Origin of the sequence: Pseudomonas sp. NPDC089401, assembly GCF_044749485.1 — a bacterium.
Lineage (GTDB): Bacteria > Pseudomonadota > Gammaproteobacteria > Pseudomonadales > Pseudomonadaceae > Aquipseudomonas.
Genome location: NZ_JBIVIA010000020.1, coordinates 27,483 through 50,147 on the forward strand (window position 1 = coordinate 27,483; position 22,665 = coordinate 50,147).

General features: G+C 65.1%; 7 protein-coding genes (1 of these 7 cut by a window edge). 3 read left to right on the forward strand and 4 right to left on the reverse strand.

Annotated features, from left to right (window positions below):
* Positions 1 to 11,735, reverse strand: the start of a protein-coding gene (locus tag ACIP21_RS27910; protein WP_400694718.1) for an immunoglobulin-like domain-containing protein. The gene continues 18,961 nt to the left of window position 1, outside the view; 11,735 of the gene's 30,696 nt are visible here — the first part of the coding sequence; the start codon lies at positions 11,733 to 11,735; the stop codon falls past the left edge of the window.
* Between the two features lie 491 nt (positions 11,736 to 12,226).
* On the opposite strand from ACIP21_RS27910, the gene ACIP21_RS27915 reads away from it, so the two are divergent.
* On the forward strand, positions 12,227 to 14,383 hold the full coding sequence (locus tag ACIP21_RS27915; RefSeq protein WP_400694720.1) for a type I secretion system permease/ATPase: 2,157 nt from the start codon (positions 12,227 to 12,229) through the stop codon (positions 14,381 to 14,383).
* Positions 14,373 to 15,749 (forward strand): HlyD family type I secretion periplasmic adaptor subunit, encoded by a 1,377-nt coding sequence (locus ACIP21_RS27920; RefSeq protein WP_400694722.1) that lies wholly within the window; start codon positions 14,373 to 14,375, stop codon positions 15,747 to 15,749. Before ACIP21_RS27915 ends, ACIP21_RS27920 begins: the two co-directional genes overlap by 11 nt.
* Before the next feature lie 78 nt (positions 15,750 to 15,827).
* Here the strand turns inward: ACIP21_RS27920 and ACIP21_RS27925 are convergent, their stop codons facing one another.
* Genes ACIP21_RS27925 through ACIP21_RS27935 form a run of 3 tightly spaced genes read right to left on the reverse strand, consistent with a single transcriptional unit; the run spans position 15,828 to position 20,735 of the window.
* Positions 15,828 to 17,183, reverse strand: a complete 1,356-nt coding sequence (locus tag ACIP21_RS27925; protein WP_400694734.1) for an HlyD family type I secretion periplasmic adaptor subunit — start codon at positions 17,181 to 17,183, stop codon at positions 15,828 to 15,830.
* Between the two features lie 10 nt (positions 17,184 to 17,193).
* Positions 17,194 to 19,350 carry a type I secretion system permease/ATPase gene (locus ACIP21_RS27930; protein ID WP_400694724.1) on the reverse strand — a complete coding sequence of 719 codons (2,157 nt, stop codon included), beginning with the start codon at positions 19,348 to 19,350 and terminating at the stop codon, positions 17,194 to 17,196.
* Between the two features lie 47 nt (positions 19,351 to 19,397).
* Complete coding sequence (locus ACIP21_RS27935) at positions 19,398 to 20,735, reverse strand: TolC family outer membrane protein (protein ID WP_400694726.1); 1,338 nt, start codon at positions 20,733 to 20,735, stop codon at positions 19,398 to 19,400.
* 353 nt (positions 20,736 to 21,088) lie between these two features.
* Between ACIP21_RS27935 and ACIP21_RS27940 the strand changes: the two genes are divergently transcribed.
* Positions 21,089 to 22,665: retention module-containing protein (locus tag ACIP21_RS27940; RefSeq protein WP_400694728.1), on the forward strand; the 1,577-nt coding region annotated here is incomplete at its 3' end.

Consider the following 22,665-nt stretch of genomic DNA (forward strand, 5'->3'; position numbering starts at 1 on the left):
GCGAGGCTGACCACCACGGGGCTGCCGGTCACGGGCGCGCCCACGCTGGCCGTGTAGGTGATGGTCCCGCCCTCGGCCACCGACGGCGTGGCGGTGAGGGTGACCGTGGTGGTATCCGTCACATCGGTGACACTGGTGCTGACCTGGGTCTTGTCGGCCACCAGGTTCTCGTAATTGCCGCCGGACACATTGCTGATGCTGTTGGTGACCGGCGCGTGGCCTTGGTAGACGTCGTTGCTGACGATACCGGTGGCCGTGCCGGAACTCTGGCCGACCGGGATGGTGATGGTCTGGCCATTGGTCAGGGTCACCACGACCGGGTTGCCGGTCACCGGTGCGCCCACGCTGGCGGTGTAGACGATGGTGCCACCCTCGGCCACGGAAGGTGTGGCGGTCAGGGTGACCGTGGTGGTGTCCTGCACGTCGGTCACGCTGGTGCTGACCGTGGCGGTATTGGCCACCAGATTCTCGTAGTTGCCGCCGCTGACGGCGGTGATGTTGTTGGTGACCGGGGCATGGCCCTGGTAGACGTCGTTGCTCACGGCACCGGTGGCGGTGCCGGAGCTCTGGCCAACGGCAATGGTGATGGTCTGCCCGTTGGCCAGGCTCACGACCACCGGGCTGCCGGTGACGGGGGCGCCCACGGTGGCGGTGTAGACGATGGTGCCGCCTTCGGCCACCGATGGCGTGGCGGTGAGGGTCACCGTGGTGGTGTCCTGGACATCGGTCACCGTGGTGCTGACCGCCGCCTTGTTGGCGACCAGGTTCTCGTAGTTGCCGCCCGAAACGTTGCTGATGCTGTTGCTGACCGCTGGATGGCCCTGATAGACGTCGTTGCTGACGGCTGCGATGGCGGTGCCGGAACTTTGCCCGACCGGGATGGTGATGGTCTGCCCGTTGGCCAGGGTCACGACCACGGCAGAGCCGGTCACCGGCGCCGTCACCGTGGCGGTGTAGACGATGGTGCCGCCCTCGGCCACCGACGGCGTGGCGGTCAGGCTCACGGTCGAGGTGTCGACGGTATCGGTGACGTTGGTCACCGCAGGCGTGCTATTGACCGCCAGGTTCTCGAAATTACCGCCCGAGGCATTGGTAATGCGGGCGCTGACCTGGCTGGCATCGAGGTACGGGTCATCGCCCGGCGCGGAAACGGCGACGCTGCCGGAGGTCTGGTTGGCGGCGATGGTGATGGTCTGGCCATTGCTCAGGGTCACGGTCACTGGCGACTGCGCGGCATTGGTCAGGGTCGCGGTATAGACGATCTGGCCACCCTCGGCGACGGTCTGGGTCGCCGACAGGGAAACGGTGGTGGTGTCCTGCACATCGGTGACGTTGGTGCTGACCTGGCTCTTGTCGGCCACCAGGTTCTCGTAATTGCCGCCGGTCACGTTGCTGATGCTGTTGGTGACCGGGCCATGGCCCTGGTAGACGTCATTGCTCACCGCACCCGTGGCGGTGCCGGAGCTCTGGCCGACCGGGATGGTGATGGTCTGGCCGTTGGCCAGTGTGACCACGACCGGGCTGCCCGTGACCGGCGCGCCGACTGTAGCGGTGTAGATGATGCTGCCACCCTCGGCCACGCTGGGCGTGGCGCTCAGGGTCACACTGGTGGTATCGACCGTGTCGGTGACGTCCGTCACCGCTGGCGTGCCGTTGACCGCCAGGTTCTCGAAGTTGCCGCCAGAAGCCGTGGTGATGTGCGCACTGACCGGTCCGGCATCGAGATACGGGTCGTTGCCGGGGGCCGCGACGGTGACGCTGCCCGACATCTGGTTGGCGGCAATGGTGATGGTCTGGCCATTGCTCAGGTTGACGGTCACCGCCGATTGCGCGGCGCTGGTCAGGGTGGCGGTATAGACGATCTGCCCGCCCTCGGCCACGGTCTGGGTCGCCGACAGGGAAACGCTGGTGGTGTCCTGTACATCGGTGACGGAGGTGCTGACCGGTGTGCGATCGGCGACCAGGTCCTCGTAGTTGCCGCCTGACACCGCCGTGATGCTGTTGCTGACCGGGGCATGCCCCTGGTAGACGTCGTTGCTCGCGGTGCCCGTGGCGGTGCCGGAACTCTGCCCGACCGGGATGGTGATGCTTTGCCCATTGGCCAGGGTGACCACCACGGCAGAGCCGGTGACCGGGCTGTTGACCGTGGCGGTGTAGACGATGGTGCCGCCTTCGACCACCGACGGGGTGGCGGTCAGGGTGACGGTAGTGGTGTCCTGGACATTGGTGACGGTGGTGGAAACCTGCGCCTGACTGGCAACCAGCTGCTCGTAGTCGCCGCCGGAAACGTGGGAAATGCTGTTGTTGATCGGTGCGTGCTCGTTGTAGGACTCATTGCCCACGCTGGTCGTGGCCGTGCCGGAACTCTGGCCGACCGGGATGGTGATGGTCTGGCCATTGGTCAGGGTGACCACCACCGGGCTGCCGGTGACCGGCGCGCCAACGCTGGCGGTGTAGACGATGGTGCCGCCCTCGGCCACGGTCGGTGTGGCGGTCAGGGTCACGGTGGTGGTGTCCTGCACGTCGGTCACCGTGGTGCTGACCGTTGCCGGGTTGGCCACCAGGTTTTCGTAGTTGCCGCCACTGACGCCGGTGATGTGGTTGGTGACCGGGGCGTGGCCCTGGTAGACGTCATTGCTCACGGTGCTGGTGGCCGTGCCGGCGCTCTGGCCGACGGGGATGGTGATGCTCTGCCCATTGGCCAGGGCGACCACCACGGCAGAGCCGGTGACTGGCGCGGTGACCGTGGCGGTATAGACGATGGTGCCGCCTTCGGCCACGCTCGGGGTGGCCGTCAGGGTGACGGTGGAGGTGTCCACGGTGTCGCTGATGCTGGTCACCGCTGGCGCGTTGTTCACCGCCAGGTTCTCGAAATTGCCCCCGGTGGCGTTGGTGATGCGGGCACTGACCTGGCCGCCATCGAGGTACGGGTCATCGGCGGGCGCGGCCACGCTGATGCTGGCGCTGGACTGGTTGGCGGCGATGGTGATGGTCTGGCCGTTGCTCAGGGTGACCGTGACGGCCGACTGCGCGGCGCTGGTCAGGCTGGCGGTGTAGACGATCTGGCCGCCCTCGGCCACGCTCGGGGTCGCCGACAGCGAGACGGTGGTGGTGTCCTGCACGTCGGTCACGCTGGTGCTGACCGTCGCCTGGTTGGCGACCAGGTTCTCGTAGCTGCCGCCGCTGACGGCGGTGATGTGATTGGTCACGGGCGCATGGCCCTGGTAGACGTCATTGCTCACCGCGCCTGTGGCGGTGCCGGAACTCTGGCCGACCGGGATGGTGATGGTCTGGCCGTTGGCCAGGGTGACCACGACAGGGTTGCCGGTGACCGGCGCACCCACGGTAGCGGTGTAGGTGATGGTGCCACCTTCGGCCACCGACGGCGTGGCGGTCAGGGTGACCGTGGTGGTGTCCTGCACATCGCTGACGCTGGTGCTGACCGGGGTCTTGTCGGCGACCAGGTTCTCGAAGTTGCCACCGGAGACGTTGCTGATGCTGTTGGCGACTGCAGGGTGGCCCTGGTACACGTCGTTGCTGACGGTCGCCGTGGCGGTGCCGGAACTCTGGCCGACCGGGATGGTGATGCTCTGGCCGTTGGCCAGGGTCACGACCACGGCAGAGCCGGTGACCGGCGCAGTCACCGTGGCGGTGTAGACGATGGTGCCGCCCTCGGCCACCGACGGCGTGGCGGTCAGGCTCACGGTCGAGGTGTCGACGGTATCGGTGACGTTGGTCACCGCTGGCGTGCTGTTCACCGCCAGGTTCTCGAAGTTGCCGCCTGAAGCATTGGTAATGCGCGCGCTGACCTGACCGGCATCGAGGTACGGGTCATCGCCCGGCGCCGCGACGGCGACGCTGCCGGAGGTCTGGTTGGCGGCGATGGTGATGGTCTGGCCATTGCTCAGGGTCACGGTCACTGGCGACTGTGCGGCATTGGTCAGGGTCGCGGTGTAGACGATCTGGCCGCCCTCGGCAACGGTCTGGGTGGCCGACAGCGACACCGTGGTGGTGTCCTGCACATCGGTGACGCTGGTGCTGACCGGCGTCTGGTTGGCGGCCAGGTTCTCGTAATTGCCGCCGCTGACGCTGGTGATGCTGTTGCTGACGGCGGCGTGGCCCTGATAGACATCGTTGGTCACGGCACCGGTAGCGGTGCCGGAACTTTGGCCGACTGGGATGGTGATGGTCTGCCCGTTGGCCAGGTTGACGACGACCGGGCTGCCGGTGACGGGGGCACCCACACTCGCGGTATAGATGATGGTGCCGCCCTCGGCCACGCTTGGCGTGGCGGTCAGGGTCACGGTGGTGGTGTCCTGCACATCGGTCACGCTGGTGCTGACCTGGGACTTGTCGGCGACCAGGTTCTCGTAGCTGCCGCCGGAAACATTGCTGATGCTGTTGGTGACCGGTGCATGGCCCTGGTAGACGTCGTTGGTCACGGCACCGGTGGCCGTGCCGGAGCTCTGGCCGACGGCAATGGTGATGGTCTGCCCGTTGGCCAGGCTCACCAGCACCGGCGAGCCGGTGACCGGCGCATTCACCGTGGCGGTGTAGGTGATGGTGCCGCCTTCGGCCACGCTTGGAGTGGCGGTCAGGGTCACGGTGGAGGTGTCCTGGACATCGGTGACCGTGGTCGACACCGGCGTCTGGCTGGCGACCAGGTTTTCGTAGTTGCCACCGCTGACGGTGGTGATGCTGTTGGTGACCGGTGCGTGGCCCTGGTAGACGTCGTTGCTCACCGCGCCGGTGGCGGTGCCGGAACTCTGGCCGACCGGGATGGTGATGGTCTGGCCGTTCGCCAGGCCGACGATCACTGGGCTGCCGGTGACCGGCGCAGCGACGCTGGCGGTATAGACGATGGTACCGCCCTCGGCCACGGACGGTGTGGCGGTCAGGGTGACGGTGGTGGTGTCCTGCACATCGGTAACGCTGGTGCTGACCGGAGTCTTGTCCGCCACCAGGTTTTCGTAGTTGCCGCCGGACACGTTGCTGATGCTGTTGCTGACGGCCGGATGGCCTTGATAGACGTCGTTGCTGACAGCACCCGTGGCAGTGCCGGAGCTCTGGCCGACCGGGATAGTGATGCTCTGGCCGTTGGCCAGGGTCACGACCACGGCAGAGCCGGTGACCGGCGCCGTCACCGTGGCGGTGTAGACGATCGTGCCGCCCTCGGCCACCGATGGTGTAGCTGTCAGGCTGACGGTCGAGGTGTCGACGGTATCGGTGACACTGGTCACCGCTGGCGTGCTGTTGACCGCCAGTTTCTCGAAGTTGCCGCCCGAAGCGTCTGTGATGCTGGCGCTGATCTGCCCGGCATCGAGGTATGGGTTGTCGCCGTGGGTGGCGACGCTGACACTGCCGGAGGTCTGGTTGGCGGCGATGGTGATGGACTGGCCATTGCTAAGGGTGACGGTCACTGGCGACTGTGCGGCATTGGTCAGGGTCGCGGTGTAGACGATCTGGCCGCCTTCGACGACGGTCTGGGTGGCCGACAGCGAGACGGTAGTGGTGTCCTGGACATCCGTGACCGTGGTGCTGACCTGTGTCTTGTCGGCGACCAAATTCTCGTAATTGCCGCCGGTGACATTGCTGATGCTGTTGGTGACCGGTGCGTGGCCCTGGTAGACGTCGTTGGATACCGTACCCGTGGCGGTGCCGGAGCTTTGCCCGACCGCGATGGTGATGGACTGGCCGTTGGCCAGGGTCACCACCACCGGGTTGCCGGTGACCGGCGCACCTACGGTGGCGGTGTAGAGGATGGTGCCGCCTTCGGTCACGGATGGTGTAGCGGTGAGGGTAACGGTGGTGGTGTCCTGGACATCGGTGACCGTAGTGGAAACCGGCGTCTGGTTGGCCACGAGGTTTTCGTAACTGCCGCCACTGACCGCCGTGATGCTGTTGGTCACCGGCGCATGGCCCTGGTAGACATCGTTGGTCACGGCGCCGGTGGCGGTGCCGGAACTCTGGCCGACCGGGATGGTGATGGTCTGCCCGTTGGCCAGGTTGACCACGACCGGGCTGCCGGTCACAGGCGCGCCCACGCTGGCCGTGTAGGTGATGGTGCCGCCCTCGGCAACGCTTGGCGTCGCCGTCAGGGTCACGGTGGTGTTGTCGGTCACATCGGTGACGCTGGTGCTTACCTGGGTCTTGTCGGCTACCAGGTTCTCGTAGTTGCCGCCGCTCACAGCACTGATGCTGTTGGTGACGGGAACGTGGCCTTGATAGACGTCGTTGCCGACGGCGGCCGTGGCCGTGGCCGAGCTCTGACCGACCGGGATGGTGATGCTCTGGCCATTGGTCAGGGTCACCACCACCGGGCTGCCGGTGACCGGCGCGGCGACGGAGGCGGTGTAGACGATGGTGCCGCCCTCGGCCACCGATGGCGTGGCGGTGAGGGTGACGCTGGTGGTGTCCTGGACATCGGTCACGGTGGTGCTGACCGGCGTCTGGCTGCCGACCAGGTTCTCGTAATTGCCCCCCGAAACCCCGGTGATGCTGTTGGTGACCGCTGCGTGGCCCTGGTAGACATCGTTGCTGGCAGCGCCTGTGGCAGTGCCCGAGCTCTGGCCGACCGCAATGGTGATGGTCTGGCCGTTGGCCAGGCTGACGAGCACCGGGCTGCCGGTGACCGGCGCGGCGACGGAGGCGGTGTAGACGATGGTGCCGCCCTCGGCCACCGATGGCGTGGCGGTGAGTGTGACCGTGGTGGTGTCCTGCACATCGCTGACGCTGGTGCTGACCGGCGTCTGGTTGGCGGCCAGGTTTTCGTAACTGCCGCCGCTGACCGCGGTGATGCTGTTGGTAACCGCTGCATGGCCCTGGTAGACGTCGTTGCTGACGGCGCCAGTGGCAGTACCGGAGCTTTGGCCGACTGCAATGGTGATGGTCTGCCCATTGGCCAGGCTGACCACGACCGGGCTGCCGGTGACCGGAGAGCCTACCGTCGCGGTGTACACGATGGTGCCGCCCTCGGCCACGCTTGGGGTGGCGGTCAGGGTGACGGTGGTGGTGTCTTGCACATCGCTGACACTGGTGCTGACCGGTGTCTGGTTGGCGACCAGGTTTTCGTAGCTGCCACCGCTGACGCTGGTGATGCTGTTGGTCACCGGCGCATGGCCCTGGTAGACGTCGTTGCTCACCGCACCGGTAGCGATGCCTGAGCTCTGGCCGACCGGGATGGTGATGGTCTGGCCGTTGGCGAGGTTGACCACCACCGGGCTGCCGGTGACCGGCGCCGCGACGGAGGCGGTGTAGACGATGGTGCCGCCCTCGGCCACCGACGGCGTCGCCGTCAGCGTCACCGTGGTGGTGTCCGTCACATCAGTGACGCTGGTGCTGACCGGTGTCTGGCTGCCGACCAGGTTTTCGTAGTTGCCGCCCGACACCCCGGTGATGCTGTTGGTCACCGGCGCATGGCCCAGGTAGGCATCGTTGCTCACGGCTGCCGTGGCCGTGCCTGAGCTTTGGCCGACCGGGATGCTGATGGTCTGGCCGTTGGCCAGGCTGACCACGACCGGGCTGCCGGTGACCGGCGCCGCGACCGAGGCGGTATAGACGATGGTGCCGCCCTCTGCCACGGATGGCGTGGCGGTGAGGGTGACGGTGGTGGTGTCCTGCACATCGGTCACCGTGGTGCTGACCGGTGTCTGGTTACCCACCAGGTTCTCGTAATTGCCGCCCGAAACCCCGCTGATGCTGTTGATGACCGCCGCATGCCCCTGGTAGACATCGTTGCTCACGGCCGCCGTGGCCGTGCCTGAGCTCTGGCCGACCGGGATGGTAATGGTCTGGCCGTTGGCCAGGCTGACCACGACCGGGCTGCCGGTGACCGGTGCCGCGACCGAGGCGGTATAGACGATGGTGCCGCCCTCGGCCACGGAGGGCGTGGCGGTGAGGGTGACGGTGGTGGTGTCCTGGACATCGGTCACGGCGGTGCTGACCGGCGTCTGGTCGGCGACCAGGTTCTCGTAGCTGCCCCCGTTGACGCTGGTGATGTTGTTGCTGACCGCTGCATGGCCCTGGTAGACATCGTTGGTCACGGCACCGGTGGCCGTCCCCGAACTCTGGCCAACGGCGATGGTGATGGTCTGGCCGTTCGCCAGGTTGACCACCACTGGGCTGCCGGTGACCGGCGCCCCCACCGTCGCGGTGTAGACGATGGTGCCGCCCTCGGCCACGGAAGGTGTGGCAGTCAGGGTGACGGCAGTGGTGTCCTGTACATCGGTGACCGTGGTACTGACCGGCGTCTGGCTGCCCACCAGGTTCTCGTAATTGCCCCCCGAAACCCCGCTGATGCTGTTGCTGACCGGCGCATGGCCTGCATAGGCATCGTTGCTTGCGACGCTCGTGACCGTGCCCGAAGACTGGCCCACCGCGATGGTGATGGTCTGGCCGTTGGCCAGGCTGACCACCACCGGGCTGCCGGTGACCGGCGCGTTGACGCTGGCGGTGTAGAGAATGGTGCCGCCCTCGGCCACGCTTGGGGTGGCGCTCAGGGTGACGGTGGTGGTGTCTTGCACATCGCTGACGGTGGTGCTGACCGGCGTCTGGTTGGCCACCAGGTTTTCGTAGTTGCCGCCGCTGACGCTGGTGATGTTGTTGGTGACCGGGGCGTGGCCCTGGTAGACATCGTTGCTGACCACGCCGGTGGCGGTGGCCGAGGTCTGGCCGACCGGGATGGTGATGGTCTGGCCGTTGGCCAGGTTGACCACGACCGGGCTGCCGGTGACCGGCACCCCGACATGCGCGGTGTAGACGATGCTGCCGCCTTCGGCCACGCTTGGAGTGGCGGTCAGGGTGACGCTGGTGGTGTCCTGGGCATCGGTCACCGTGGTGCTGACCGGTGCCGGGTTGGCGACCAGGTTCTCGTAGTTGCCGCCACTGACCCCGCTGATGCTGTTGCTGACCGGTGCATGCCCCAGGTAGGCATCGTTGTCCACCGCCGCGGTCGCCGTCCCCGCGCTTTGCCCGACCGGGATGGTGATGGTCTGGCCGTTGGCAAGGCTGATCACCAGCGGCGTGCCAGTGACCGGCGCGTTCACCGTCGCGGTGTAGGTGATGGTGCCGCCTTCGGCGACGCTCGGCGTCGCGGTCAGGGTCAGGGCGACCGTGTCCGGCACGTTGGTCACGCTGGTGCTGACCGGCGTCTGGTCCTGCACCAGGTTTTCGAAGTTGCCGCCCGAGAGGCCGGTGATGCTGTTGCTGATCGGCGCATGCCCCTGGTAGGGCTCGTTGCTGACGGTGGCCGTGGCGGTGCCTGTGCTTTGCCCGACCGCGATGCTGATGGTCTGGCCGTTGGCCAGGGTCACCAGCACCGGTGATCCGCTGGCCGGTGCATCGAGGGTCACGGTGTAGACGATGGTGCCGCCTTCGGCGACCGCCGGGGTCGCGCTCAAGGTGGCGCGCACGCTGTCCTGTACATCGGTCACGCTGGTGCTGACCGGTGCCGGGTTTGCCACCAGGTGTTCGTAATTGCCGCCACTGATGGCGGTGATGCTGTTGGTCACCGGCGCATGGCCCTGGTAGACATCGTTGCTGGCGGTACCGGTGGCCGTGCCCGAGCTTTGCCCGACGGCAATGGTGATGGTCTGCCCGTTGGCCAGGGTGATGACCACCGGCGAGCCGGTCACCGGGGCGTCGACGCTGGCGGTGTAGACGATGGTGCCGCCTTCGGCCACGGAAGGTGTGGCGGTGAGCGTGGCGGTGGTGGTGTCCTGCACGTCGGTGACGCTGGTGCTGACCGGCGCCGGGTTGGCCACCAGTTGCTCGTAATTGCCGCCACTGACCCCGGTGATGCTGTTGGTCACCGGCGCATGGCCCAGGTAGGCGTCATTGCTCACCGGCGCCAAGGTGCTGCCCGAACTCTGGCCGACAGCGATGGTAATGCTCTGCCCATTGGCCAGGTTCACCACCAGAGGCGAGCCGGTGACCGGTGCGTTGACGGTGGCGGTATAGACAATGGTGCCGCCTTCTGCCACCGAAGGCGTGGCGGTCAGGCTCACGGTCGAAACATCGAGGGTATCGGTGACCGAGGTCACCGCCGGCGTAGCGTTGATCGCCAGGCTTTCGAAATTGCCGCCCGTGGCGCCGGTGATGCGGGCGCTGACCAGCCCGGCATCGGCATAGGGGTCATCGCCAGGCGCGGCCACGCTGACGCTGCCCGAAGTCTGGTTGGCCGCGATGGTGATGCTCTGGCCATTGCTCAGGGTCACGGTGACGGCCGTCTGGCCGGGGTTGCTGAGGGTCGCCGTGTAGATGATCTGGCCGCCCTCGGCCACGCTCGGGGTCGCACTGAGGGTGACGCTGGTGAGGTCCTGGGCATCGCTGATGGTGGTGCTGACGGGTGTGGAGTTGGCCGCCAGATTCTCGAAGTTGCCCCCTGAAACCCCGGAGATGCTGTTGCTGACCTGGCCCTGGCCCTGATACACGTCGTTGGCCACCGGCACGCTCACCGTGCCGCTGCTCTGGCCGACCGCCACGGTGATGGTCTGGCCGCCGGCCAGGGTCACCACCACGGGGCTGCCGGTCACCGGCGCGGAAAGGCTGGCGGTGTAGACAATGGTGCCGCCCTCGGCCACGGATGGCGTGGCGCTCAGGGTCACCGTGCTGGTATCGAGCGTGTCGCTGACCACGGTCAGCACCGGCGCCGGGCTGGCCTCCAGGTGCTCGAAGTTGCCGCCGGTGGCGGAGGTGATGTGGGTGCTGAGGGTGGTGGTGCCGTTGTACACATCGTTGGCCGTCTGCAGCACCACGCTGCCGCTGCTCTGGCCCGCAGCGATGCTGATGACCTGGCCGTTGGACAAGGTGACCGTTACGGCCGTCTGGGCCGGGTGGCTGAGGGTCACGGTGTAGGTGAGCGCGCCGCCTTCGGCCACGCTGGGGCTGGCGCTGAGGGTGGCGGTGGTGGTGTCGACGGTGCCGACCACACGGGTGTCGGCCGGCGTGCCATCGATGCTGACCGGGATGCCGCCGCCACTGGTGCTGGTGATGGTGGCCGAGATCTGACGATCATCGGCATACACCGTGGTGCCGGGGGCGACCGGCACGCTCACCGAGCCGCTGGTCTGCCCGGCGGCGATCACGATCACCGCGCCATTGGACAAGGTCACGGTCAGCGCGCTGAGCGGCGCCTGGCCGAGCGTGGCGACGTAGACGATGGTGCCGCCCGCCTCGCTGATCGACGGCGTCGCGCTCAGCACCACGGCGGTGCCCAGCTCGGCGGCCAGCGCAGTGCTGGTGGTCTGCGGGCCAGCGGCGAATTCGAAGTTGAGGTCTTCGCTGAAATTCAGCGGCCCGGTGGTGTAGCCGATCGTCGGGTCGACCCGAGCGGCGGTTTCCTCGAGCAGCACCACGCTGTGCCCACCGCCGAGCGCCCCGCCCGTGCTGCTGCCCGACGAGGTCGGGCCGGCCGCGGTCGCTTCCAGCGCGGTGGTCGGGTCGACGCCGGCCTGGATCGCCTGTTGCAGCTGTTCCACTGACGGTGCGGTCTGGGCGGTGGCCATGCACATGTCGGTGCTCTGGTCAGGCGCGCTGCCGCTCCACTGGCTGTCGCGGCCCAGGTCGACATAGCGCCCGTCGGTCAGCTGCAGGGTGACCGCGCCGCCGACACCAGTCAGCACCTGTTCGCCTGCAAACAGGCGATCTCCTTCGATGAGCACCCGGCGGATACCTTCCGGCGATACCGCAACGACTTGGCCAACAATGCTTTTGACGATGGCGACAACAGTGCTCATGGGACTCTCCAGATGACTCGACCAGTGCCTTCCATGCCCCCGCCGGCGCTCGAAGACGACGGGTTGTGGAACGATTTGAAAGTGTCTTTTTGGTGTGCCTGTCAATCTTTCGCACTCTGAACACTTGCGTGCTTGAAGTGTGGCGAAATATTGACTCGACTCGCTGTTTTGCGAGAAACGGCCAACCTAAAGTCATATCGTGAAATGGCCGCTTGCCAACTCTAACTTTCGTATTAGTTGCAAGGTGGTCGCTGGTCTATAACGCCAGTGACGAAGCGGTAAGCCAGTATTGGCGCGGTTTTGCGAGCTGTAGCAAATTGCCAGTGCGATGGCCTTGGCAACTTCTGGCTTGCGCCTTGGCAAACTCGCGTTAGTCTTTTCGTATCGCTGCCCCAGTGTTGACGCTATTTCAGAATTCACCGCCTGAAAGTACAACGGGCCATTGTTGATGGGTGCCTGCCCCCCAACTACCGCAAGGAAGAGAGCGCCACGTGGAATCCGAAGTCCGTCGAGCCCAGCTCAGTCACGACCCGCGCAGTCAACACGACGATCCGCTGCTGGATTGCCTGCTGACCCTTTGTGTGCTGCACCAGAAGCCCGCCAGCCGGGTGATGTTGACCACCGGGTTACCCTTGCCTGCGCAACGCCTGAATGCCGAGCTGCTGCCCCGCGCCGCCGCCCGTGCCGGCCTGCAAGGGCGCCTGCTGCAGCGCAAGCTGGAGCAGATCCCGACTATCGCCATGCCGGCCATGCTGCTGCTCAAGGAGGGCCGCGCCGCGGTGCTGCTGGGTTGGGAGAACGCCGACACCGCGCGCCTGTTGCTCAGCGAGAGTGACGGCGGCGAAGTGCTGATCAGCCGCGAGGCGCTGGTCGAGGACTACAGCGGCAAGGTGTTCTTCGCCCAGCCCCAGCACAAGTACGACGTCAACCACGGCAACCTGATCCCGCGTGCCAAGTCCTGGTTCCGCGACACGCTGCTGCGCAGCAAATGGCTGTACATGGATGCCATCGCCGCCAGCCTGGTGATCAACCTGATCGCCCTGGCCGCGCCGCTGTTCGTGATGAACGTCTACGACCGCGTGGTGCCCAACCAGGCCACTTCGACATTGTGGGTGCTGGCGGTGGGCATTACCGGTGCCTACCTGTTCGACCTGATCCTCAAAGGGTTGCGCAGCCTGTGCCTGGACCTGGCCGGCAAGAAGACCGACCTGATCATCTCGGCCACGCTGTTCGAGCGCATCGTTGGCATGTCGATGAAGTACCGCCCGGCACGGGTCGGCAGCTTTGCCCAGAACATCCACGAGTTCCAGGGCCTGCGCGACTTCCTCGCCTCGCTGACCCTGACCAGCCTGATCGACCTGCCGTTCACCCTGATCATCCTCATGGTCATCGCCATCGTCGGCGGGCACCTGGTGTGGATTCCGATCCTCGCCTTCCCGCTGGCCCTGGGCATCGGCTATGCCCTGCAAAAACCCCTGATGGCGACCATGGAGCGGACCATGGCGCTGGCCTCCGAACGCCAGTCGAGCCTGATCGAAACCTTGGCTGGCCTGGACGCGGTCAAGGTCAACAACGCCGAGAGCGAACGCCAATATCGCTGGGAGCAGACCCTCGGCACCCTCAGCCGCCTCGAGCTGCGGGTAAAAGTGCTGTCGGGCCTGGCCATGAACATCACCCTGATGATCCAGCAACTGGCCGGGGTGGCGATGATCTGCGTCGGCGTGTACCTGATCATCGATGGCAACCTGAGCATGGGCGGCCTGGTGGCCTGCTACATGCTCAGCGGCCGCGCACTGGGCCCGCTGGGGCAGTTGAACGGCTTGCTGGCGCGTTACCAGCAGGCCAAGGTGACCATGGTCTCGACCAACCAGATGATGGAGCTGCCACAGGAGCGCAACTTCGAGGAGCGCCCGCTGAGCCGCCAGGTGCTGCAGGGCGCGATCGAGTTTCGCGGGGTCGATTTCACCTACCCCAACCAGCAGAACATGGCCCTGAAGAACATCAGCCTGAACATTCGCCCGGGCGAGAAGGTCGGCATCATCGGCCGCAGTGGCTCGGGCAAGAGTTCGCTGGCCAAGCTGATCGTCGGCCTGTACGAGGCCGACAACGGTTCGCTGCTGGTCGATGGCGTCGACATCCGCCAGATCGACGTCAGCGAGCTGCGCCACAACATCGGCTATGTGCCCCAGGACATCCAATTGCTGGCCGGCACCCTGCGCGACAACCTGGTCAGTGGCGCCCGCTACATCGAGGACGAGCTGATCCTGCAGGCCGCCGAACTGGCCGGCGTGCACGAGTTCGCCCGGCTGCACCCGGACGGCTACGAACTGCAGGTCGGCGAACGCGGCCAGAACCTCTCCGGCGGCCAGCGGCAGAACGTCGCCCTGGGCCGCGCGCTGTTGCTCAACCCGCAGATCCTGTTGCTCGACGAGCCCACTGCGGCCATGGACAACACCGGCGAAGAGCGCCTCAAGCAGCGCTTGCAGGCGGTGATCGAGAACAAGACCGTGCTGCTGGTGACCCACCGGGCCTCACTGCTGACGCTGGTCGATCGGCTGATCGTCATCGACCGCGGCCAGGTGGTCGCCGATGGCCCGAAAGCCGCCGTCATGGATGCACTGAAGAAGGGGCAGATCAGTGTTGCATAAGCTCGATATCGGTCAGTTCAAGGACAACCTGCGCCGCTATTTCAAGGGCTCCGACTCGCTGCACGGGCAGCCGTTGCCCGAGGTCAACAAGGCGCTCATCGAAGACGCCCCGCGCGTCGTGCGCCTGACCATCTGGGGCGTGATCGCGTTCTTCCTGTTCCTCATCGTCTGGGCCAGTTTCGCGCCCATCGACGAGGTGACCCGCGGCGAGGGCAAGGCCATCCCGTCGTCCAAGGTGCAGAAGGTGCAGAACCTCGAAGGCGGCATCGTCGCCGAGATCTTCGCCAAGGAAGGGGAGGTGGTGGAAATCGGCCAGCCGCTGCTGCGCCTGGACGAAACCCGTTTCATCTCGAACAAGGGCGAGACCGAGGCCGAACGCGTGGCCATGGCCCTGCGCGTCGAGCGCCTGAGCGCCGAGGTCGAGGGCACCCCGCTGAAGATCGACGACAAGCTGCGCGAGGCCGCCCCCAGCCAGGCGTCCAGCGAGGAGTCGCTGTACGCCAGCCGGCGTCAGCAATTGAATGACGAGGTCAATGGCCTGCAGCAACAGCTGGTGCAGAAGCAGCAGGAACTGCGCGAGTTCAATTCCAAGCGCGCCCAGTACGCCAGCAGCCTGCAGCTGCTGCGCCAGGAAATCGGCATGTCCGAGCCGCTGGTGGCCAAGGGCGCGGTTTCCCAGGTGGAGATCCTGCGCCTGCGCCGTTCCGAGGTAGAAACCCGGGGCGAGCTGGACGCCACCCAACTGGCCATCCCGCGCGCCGAGGCGGCAGTGATGGAAGTGCAGAGCAAGATCGAGGAAACCCGCGGCAAGTTCCGCAGCGACGCCCTGACCCAGCTCAACGAGGCCCGTACCGACCTGAACAAGGCCACCGCCACCACCAAGGCGCTTGACGACCGGGTCAACCGCACGCTGGTCACCTCACCGGTGCGCGGCATCGTCAAGCAGCTGCTGGTCAACACCATCGGCGGCGTGATCCAGCCGGGCAGCGACATCATCGAGATCGTACCGCTGGATGACACCCTGGTGATCGAGGCGAAGATCCTGCCCAAGGACATTGCCTTCCTGCACCCGGGGCAGGAGGCCACGGTCAAGTTCACGGCGTATGACTACACCATCTACGGCGGCCTCGAGGCCAAGCTCGAGCAGATCGGCGCCGACACCATCACCGACGACGACAAGAAGACCACCTACTACCCGATCCGCCTGCGCACCGACAAGAGCCACCTGGGCAGCGACGACAAGCCGCTGCAGATCATCCCCGGCATGGTCGCCACGGTCGACATCAAGACCGGCAAGAAGACGATCATGAGCTACCTGCTCAAACCGATCATCAAGGCCCGCACCGAAGCCCTGCGTGAGCGCTGAATTTGCTCTCTCCTACCTGTAGAAGTACCGGTAGGAGCGAGCAAAGCCCGCGATGAAACCATCACCTGAAACGCACGATCAACGCTCGCGCAGCGCCTCGGTGCGTGCCTTGATGATGGGCTTGAGCAAATAGCTCATGATGGTTTTCTCACCGGTCATGATATCCACCGTCGCCACCATCCCCGGAATGATCAACAGCGGCTTGTCATCGCTGCCCAGGTGGCTGCGGTCGGTGCGCAGGCGGATCAGGTAGTAGGTGGTTTTCTTGTCTTCGTCGGTGATGGTGTCCGCGCCAATCTGCTCCAGCTTGGCCTTCAGCCCGCCATAGATGGTGTAGTCGTAGGCGGTGAACTTGACTGTAGCCACTTGCCCGGGGTGCAGAAAAGCGATGTCCTTGGGCAGGATCTTCGCCTCGATCACCAGGCTGTCGTCCAGCGGCACGATCTCGACGATGTCGCTGCCCGGCTGAATCACGCCGCCAATGGTGTTCACCAGCAGTTGCTTGACGATGCCGCGTACTGGCGAGGTGACCAGGGTGCGGTGCACGCGGTCATCCAGGGCCTTGCTGGTGGCAGTGGCCTTGTTCAGTTCGGTGCGCGCTTCGTTGAGTTGGGTCAAGGCGTCACTGCGGAACTTGCCGCGAGTTTCCTCGATCTTGCTCTGCACTTCGCGGATTGCCGCCTCGGCACGCGGAATGGCCAGCGAGGTGGCGTCCAGCTGGCCGCGGTTCTCCACTTCGGAACGGCGTAGGCGCAGCACTTCCACCTGGGAAATCGCGCCCTGGGCCACCAGTGGCTCGGACATGCTTATCTCTTGGCGCAGCAGCTGCAGGCTGTTGGCATATTGCGCACGTTTGGAGTTGAACTCGCGCAGCTCCTGCTGGCGCTGCACCAGCTGCTGTTCCAGGCCGGCAACTTCATCGCGCAGCTGCTGCTTGCGGCTCTGGTACAGCGATTGCTCGTTGGCAGCCTGGTTGGGGGCGGCCTTGCGCAGCACATCGTCGATGTTCAGCGGGCGGTCTTCCACCTCCGCGCTCAGGCGTTCTACCCGCAGGGCCATGGCCTGGCGGTCGGCCTCGGTTTCGCCCTTGTTCGAGGCGAAACGGGTTTCATCCAGGCGCAGCAGCGGCTGGCCGACTTCGACGATCTCCCCTTCCTTGGCGTAGATCTCGGCGATGATTCCGCCCTCGAGGTTCTGGATCTTCTGCAGCTTGGAGGAAGGAATGGCCTTGCCTTCTCCGCGGGTGACTTCGTCCACCTTGGCAAAGCTGGCCCAGAGGATCAGGAACAGGAAGAACGCGATCACCCCCCAGATGGTCAGCCGCACCACCCGCGGCGCATCCTCGATCAGCGACTTGCCCACCTCGGGCAAAGGCTGCCCGGCGAGGGACTCGGAGCCTTTGAAGTAACGGCGAAGGTTGTCCTTGATCTGCATGAAATCCAGCTTACGCGACACTGATCTGCCCCTTTTTCAGCGCATCCATGACGGAGGCCTTCGGGCCGTCCGCAACGATCTGACCGCGATCGATGACGATCAGGCGGTCTACCAACGACAGCAGTGAGGCACGGTGGGTGACCAGCAACAGGGTCTTGCCTTCGATCACCGGCTGCAGGCGCTGTTTGAGGCGTTCTTCACCGGTATTGTCCATGGCACTGGTGGGCTCGTCGAACAGCAGAATCTGCGGGTTGAGCAGCAGTGCCCGGGCCAGGGCCACGTTCTGCCGCTGGCCACCGGAGAGGTTCTGGCCACGCTCGCCGACTTGCAGCTCATAACCATCCGGGTGCAGGCGGGCAAATTCGTGCACACCCGACAGCTCGGCGGCCTGCAGGATCAGTTCGTCCTCGATGTAGCGTGCACCGCTGACCAGATTGTCGCGCAGGGTGCCGGCCAGCAGCTGGATATCCTGCGGCACATAGCCGATGTTGTGGCGCAGCTCGCTGACGTCGATCTGGCGGATGTCCACGCCATCGATCAGCAGCGAGCCTTGGTCTGCCTGATAAAGCCCCACGATCAACTTGGCCAGCGAGCTCTTGCCCGAACCGCTGCGGCCGATGATGCCGATCCTTTCGCCCGGTTTGACCACCAGGTTGAGGCCCTTGAGTGCCTGGTTCTGCTGGTTGGGGTAGGTGAACTCGGCGCCGCGGAACTCGATGGCGCCCTGCAGCACCTGGCGGCTCAGCGGGCGCTCCTCGAAGTTGCGCTCCTGTGGCAGATCCATCATCTGGTCGGTGGAGACCATGGTCACCTTGGCATGCTGGTAGCGGGCCAGCAGGCCATTGAGTTGGCCCAGCGGGCCGAGCGCGCGGCCGCTGAGCATGTAGCAGGCCACCAGGCCGCCCATGCTCAGGTTTCCGTCGATGATCAGGTACACGCCCAGGCAGATCATCGCCACGCCGGCCAGTTGCTGGATCAGCATGGTGATGTTCATCGCCAGGCTCGACAGCATCTTCACCCGCAGCTCCAGGCGGCTGAGCGTGCCCAGGGTCTGCTCCCACATGTACTGGCGTTCGCTTTCGGCGTTGTTGACCTTGACCCCATCGAGCCCGGCGAGGGTTTCGATCAGGCTCGACTGGCGTTCCGAGGCTAGCGCCATGGTCCGCTCCATGGTCGACATCAGCGGCTTCTGCAAGGCGTAACCGATGCCCAGCGCCAGTGGGAACGCGAGCACGGGGATCCACACCAGGTGGCCACCGATGATGGCGATCACCATCAGCACCAACAAGGTGAAGGGCAGGTCGATCAGGCTGGTCAGGGTCAGCGAGGCGAGGAAGTCGCGCAGGCCTTGGAACTCATGAATGTTCTGCGCAAAGCTGCCGACCCGCGCTGGTCGGTACTTCATCGACATGCCGACGATGCGCTCGAACAGCGTGGCCGATACGATCAGGTCGGTCTTCTTGCCGGCCAGGTCCAGGCAAAGGCTGCGCAAGCCCTTGAGGATCAGGTCGAACACATAGGCACCGGTGATGCCCAGTGCGAGCACCCACAGGGTCGAGGTGGCCTGGTTGGGCACCACACGGTCGTAGACGTTCATCACGAACAAGGGCGCGGCGAGGGCGATCAGGTTGATTACCAGGCTGGCGGCAATGGCATCGACGTACAGCCATTTGCTGCGCAGCAGGGTGTCGCGGAACCACGAGCGGGTACGCGGGATGAGGTTGCCGTGGTTGACGTCGTATTTGTGCTGCGGCTGGGCGAAGAACACCTTGCCGCTGTAGTCGTCTTCGAGTGCGTCGCGGGTCACCAGCACTTCACCGCCATCGCTCTCGCTGAGCAGCAGGCGGGCAGTGCTGTCATTCTCCCAACCCAGCAGCACAGCGGCACGGCCGCCCTTGAGCAGCAACATGGCTGGCATGGCGATAGTCGGGATCTGCTCCAGCTTGCGCTGCAGCAGGCGCCCCTGCAGGCCGGCTCGAGCCGCCGCGCGAGGCAGCAGCTCGGTGGTCAGGCGCTGGCCCTCGAGCGGCAGCCCGGTGGTGAGCATTGCCCGGCTGGCGGGCTTCTGGTGCAGGACACACAGGGTCAGCAGGCTATCCAGAAACGGATCGTCGTGCTGACTGCGTGGATCGTGGTTGAGCTGGCTTCGGCTGACTTCGGATTCCACGCGGTGCTCTCTTCAAACCATGCGGGTGATCAGGGGGAGCGAGCGTCTCAGTTCATGCCTGGGAGGCTCACATTGGGTTTAATGTCATTCTGTACGACGGTTGCCATCGGGGCGACCACGCCTTGGCTCTTGAGCAGCTGGCCCATGGTCGCCTTGATGCGGTACTGGGTATATACCTGAATGTTCTTCACTTCTGCCAGGCGGCGCTGGGCAGTGAAGGTTTCGTTTTCACTGTCGAGCAAGTCGAGCAGGGTACGCTCACCCAGGCTGAACTGCTGCTGGTAGGCACTGCGCACGCGGATGCTGTGATCGACGTACTGCTGGGCTATCGGTACCTGGGCGTTGGCGTTTTCCAGGGCGTTCCAGGCGAGGCCCAATTCTTCGTTGAGCTGGCGCAGGGCATTGTTGCGGATATCCAGGGCCTGGTTGGCCAGGTACGACTTCGACTCGAGGTCGGCCTTGTTGCTGCCGCCATTGTACAGGTTGAAGTTCATTCGTAGCATCGCCTGCCACTCGTTGTTGTGGCCCTGCACACCGTCGAGGTTGTTATCGGCGGTGCGGCCGAGCTCTGCATCGAAGCGAGGGTAGAACGTCGACTTGGCGGTTTCGTACTGTTTTTCCGCTGCGGCGATGTCGGATTCGGCCGAACGCAGGATCGGGCTGCTTTCAACCAGCTGGTGGCGGGCTTCGTCGAGGTTTGCCGGCAGCAGGTCGATGAAAGGCGCCGGTGCGCTCAGTTCGTCCGGCATCTGGCCCACCACGCTCAGGTAGTTGGTGTTGGCATCGGCCAGGTTGGTCTGCTCGGTGATCAGGTTGTTGCGCGCCTGGGCCAGGCGCGCTTCGGCCTGGTCGAGGTCGGCATAGCGGCCGACGCCGCGGCTGGTGCGCAGTTTGATCTGGTCAAGCACGCGTTCGTGGTTGCTCAGGTTGTCCTGGGCCAGGCGCACCATCTCACGGCGGGTCAGCACGTCCAGATAGACCTGCGCCACTTCCAGCCCGGTGCGCTCGGAGGTACCCAGCAGGGAATAGGCGCGGGAATTGACGGTGGCTTGTTGACGCCCGACTTCGTTCGGGGTGGCGAAGCCGTCGAAGACCATTTGTCGCAGGCGGATGGCCGACTCGCCGCGGTTCAGGGTTTCCCAGCGATTGCCGGTGCTCGGGCTGTCGGTGCCTTCACGGCCGTAGCCGGCGGTCAGGTCGACTTTGGGCAGGTAGCCGCCTTTGGCAGCGCGCAGTTGGTAGTCAGCAGCGGTCCGGGCGTTGACGCCGGCCTGGATTTCGGGATGGACCTCAAGCGCCTTCTGCATGGCCTCAGGCAAGGTCTGGGCCTGGACAAAACCAATGGAAAGGGCGAACGGAAGAGCAGCGAATACAGATGCACGCATGTTTTGAGTTATTCCCGGGGAGTGCTTTTCGCAAGTCACGGCCAGAGCCGGTCCTGCCTGCTGAATGGCAACATTTCCTAACCGTAAGTGGACCTTTCCGAAGCGGTACTGCGAAACGTACGAGGAAGGGTTACATCGGTGAAACATATCAATGTGACATTACCCTACTAATTGTTTAGGATGGCGGGATGAAGGTCAATAGTTTGGCAGAAAGTTAATTCCTGCAAGTTATAGACAAATAATTGACGTCAAAATTGACACTTTATGCAGTCCCATTTTTCACAAATCGCATAGCGGTGTTTAAGGCCGGCTAGGCAAGACGCCCACTTAAGCGGCTATCCCGGAGAGTCCCCATGAGCAGTGTTGTTGCTATTGTCAAAAGCATTGTTGGTCAGGTCATCGCAGTTTCCCCAGAGGGCATTCGTCGCGTTCTGATCGAGGGCGATCGACTGCTGGCAGGCGAGCAGGTCCTGACTGGGGTCGGCGGCGCTGTCACGCTGGAACTCTCCGATGGGCGTATGATTGACCTGGGCCGCGACACGCAGTGGAGCGCAGACGCTCCTGACAGCACCACCGACCTGAGCCAGGCAACTGCCCAGGCCGCGCCTTCGGTCGAGGAGCTGCAACAGGCGATCGCTGCCGGCGCCGACCCGACCACCGAGCTTGAAGCAACCGCGGCCGGCCCGGCAGCTGCCGGGGGCGGCACCGTGGGTGGCGGCCACTCGTTCGTGATGCTGGCGGAAACGGCTGGCGTGGTCGACCCGACCATCGGTTTCCCGACAGGCCCGATCGGCTTTGAAACCCTGGCCACGGATCAGGAAGTCGGCGCGACCGACACCACTACCGCCGCTGCGGTGATCGCCACGGGCCTTACGCTCAGCGCCACACCGTCGATCACCGAAGCCGGTGGCGTCATCGTCTACACCGCAACCCTGGGCCAGGCGCCACTGACCGACCTGACCATCACGCTGTCCAACGGCCAGGTGATCGTCATCAGCGCCGGCCAGACCACCGGCACCGTCAGTGTCACCATCCCGCCGAACGACACGCCGTACATCGATGCCAGCGAGATTTCCACCACCATCACCGGTACCACCGGCGGTGGCATCATCGTTACACCGGACCCGACCCCGGCGGTGACCCAGATCGTCGATACCATCGACACCACCACCGTTGCCGTCACCGCGCAGCCGGCCAAGGAGGGTGACCCGAACATCACCTTCGAATTCCAGCTGAGCAACCCGCCGCAGGCCGGCAGCACCACCACGCTGACCGTCAACGTCGGTGGTACCAGCTACAACGTGACCGTCGACGCCTCGGGCAAGGGCACTCTGGTAGTCCCGAACACCAACGGTGAAGACGTCTACACCGACCCGTCGACGGTAACCGCCACCGTGACCGCGGTCACTGGCGGTAACTTCGAAGCGGTCGACCTGACGGGTGCCACCGGCACTGCGAACGTCGAGGATACGGTCGATACCACCACCGTTGCGGTCACCGCCCAGCCGGCCAAGGAAGGCGACGCCAACGTCACCTTCAACTTCCAGCTGAGCAACCCGCCGCAGCCGGGCTCCACTACGACCCTGACGGTCAATGTGGGCGGCACCAGTTACACCGTTGCCATTGATGCCGAGGGCAAGGGCACCTTGCAGGTGCCGAACAGCAATGGTGAAGATGTCTACACCGATCCATCCTCGCTGACCGCGACCGTGACTGCGGTGAATGGCGGTAACTTCGAAGCAGTCGACCTGACGGGCGCTACCACCACGGTGACTGTCGAAGACACTATCGACAACACCACCGTGGCGGTTTCCGCCGAGGCGGCGAAAGAAGGCGATGCGAACATCACCTTCAACTTCCAGCTGAGCAACCCGCCGCAGGGTGCGACTACCCTGACGGTGAACGTCGGTGGCACGATCTACACCGTGAG